The 1,863-nt window shown below is 38.2% G+C and carries 2 protein-coding genes and 1 pseudogene; 2 read left to right on the top strand and 1 reads right to left on the bottom strand.

Annotated features, from left to right (window positions below; all coding sequences use genetic code 11):
• On the bottom strand, positions 1–657 hold a 657-nt coding region (locus GH808_RS15025; protein ID WP_186843595.1), incomplete at its 3' end, for an IS4 family transposase.
• 272 nt (positions 658–929) lie between these two features.
• Here GH808_RS15025 and GH808_RS15815 point away from each other — a divergent pair.
• Both GH808_RS15815 and GH808_RS15015 read left to right on the top strand, forming a co-directional pair.
• A pseudogene (locus GH808_RS15815) lies at positions 930–1,025 on the top strand (recombinase family protein); the annotation flags it as partial.
• A gap of 56 nt (positions 1,026–1,081) precedes the next feature.
• Positions 1,082–1,863: RNA-guided endonuclease InsQ/TnpB family protein (locus GH808_RS15015; RefSeq protein ID WP_311135793.1), on the top strand; the 782-nt coding region annotated here is incomplete at its 3' end.

Below are 1,863 nucleotides of genomic sequence, written 5' to 3'. Positions count from 1 at the left end.
TGCCTGAATACCTTGATTTAGCGCATTTCCGATCATTTGAACGGCAACATCGGTTTTCTTTTTGATGGCTTCGCTTCGACGTTTGTAACCACTGGTGCGTTTGTCAATTGCTTCTGAAACTTCCTGTCTCCGATTTTTTTTGCTGGCGGATGACATCATCGCAAAATCGGTTGGAACAAAACTGTAACCATCGGTCCAGCCAAGCGCCAACATGGTAAAGCCTTTGATGAAGCGATGGTCGGCGTGGTCATAGAGATTGGCCAGCAATTCAACATGCTTGCTCCGGTTCCTGCTGATAACCGAATCATCAAGAACAAAAACCTTAATCCGATCCGGACGAGTCAATCGACTGAATGACGAAATGACTTTAGCAGACAGCGATGTCAGAAACCGCCGCCAGTTGTAAGTTGAGGTATTCAAAAAACGATAGTAAGTATTTTTGGATGCCCCTGTTTCCTGATATTTTGAATTCAGGTAGCGATACAGATTTTTTCCCTGAAACGCAAGGAGTAACAGCAATTCGAAAACTTGAGCAACTTTTATCCCCTGTGCTTTGCGGATCCCGGACTCTCTGAGTAATCCCGCCAGTTTCAATGCTTTAAAAGCTTTTAAAAATGCAATATTTGTCTGTTCAGATGGGTTGTTTTGGTTTATCATAGTGGTATGCACCTTTCCTGTCTGATTTTTGTTACTTTGTATTTTCATTATATCAGACATTGGGTGCATTTTTCTGTCAACTTCTGTTTTTCAGAAGCTGCAGATGGTGTTGTTGTAAAGTCTCAGCTGAATTTTCAAGCTGGGAAAGTTGAGTTAATTTAATATTTAAAGGAGATCCTAAACTGCAATAAAATATATTCAAGTGTATTCAAATGTGGCATAATGTGCTTATCTATTAAAGGAGGAGTATATTAGGATTAGACCAACAAAGAAAAGGCAAAACAGTAATCTACACAAGAGTATCAAATGTTGAACAAAAAGATGATTTAAAAAATCAAGTTGAGTTCCTGAGACAGTACGCCAATGCAAGCTGTCGAATAGATGGCCTTCGTAAATACGAATCCAAAATCAAGGAGGACGAAGGATTATGCGAACCTATAAAACAGAAATCAACCCAACGGAAGGACAAAAATTAAAAATCCGCCAAACAATCGGAACGTGCCGTTTCATTTACAACTTCTATCTTGCTCACAACAAAGAAGTCTATGAAAAAGAACAACGCTTTGTGTCAGGATATGATTTTTCAAAATGGCTCAATAACGATTTTATTCCCAATAATCCTGATTATTCGTGGATCAAATCAGTCAGCAGCAAAGCGGTCAAACAATCAATCATGAATGTCGACACAGCTTTTAGGCGATTTTTTAAAAAGCAAACAGGCTTCCCAAAATTCAAGAAAAAAGGAAGAAGTAATGTTAAAGCTTACTTTCCAAAGAACAGCAAAGGCGACTGGACAATTGAACGACATCGGTTAAAAATACCGACATTGGGATTCGTGCAACTCAAGGAAAAGGGTTATATTCCAACAGATTCAAAAGTAATGAGTGGAACAATCTCAATCCAAGCCGGACGATATTATGTCAGCATCTTAGTCGATGAAGATTTTGAACAAAGCATGGGAGTTTTGCCTTACGGGATCGGGATTGACTTAGGAATCAAAGATTTTGCGATCATCAGCAATGGAGATGTTTACAAAAACATCAATAAATCACAAAAAATCAGACGATTAAATAAACGCCTCAAGCATGAGCAGAGATGTTTGAGTAGAAAATACGAAAATAAAAAGAAAAGGAGCGCTACTGATTCTGCAAAGAATATAGAAAAACAAATATTAAAAATCCAGAAACTTCATCAACGCCTTCAAAA

The sequence above is a fragment of the Acetobacterium fimetarium genome (assembly GCF_014284475.1).
Classification (GTDB): Bacteria; Bacillota; Clostridia; order Eubacteriales; family Eubacteriaceae; genus Acetobacterium; species Acetobacterium fimetarium.
Note: the sequence above shows the minus strand (reverse complement) of the source record. Positions and strands in the feature narration are given on the sequence as shown.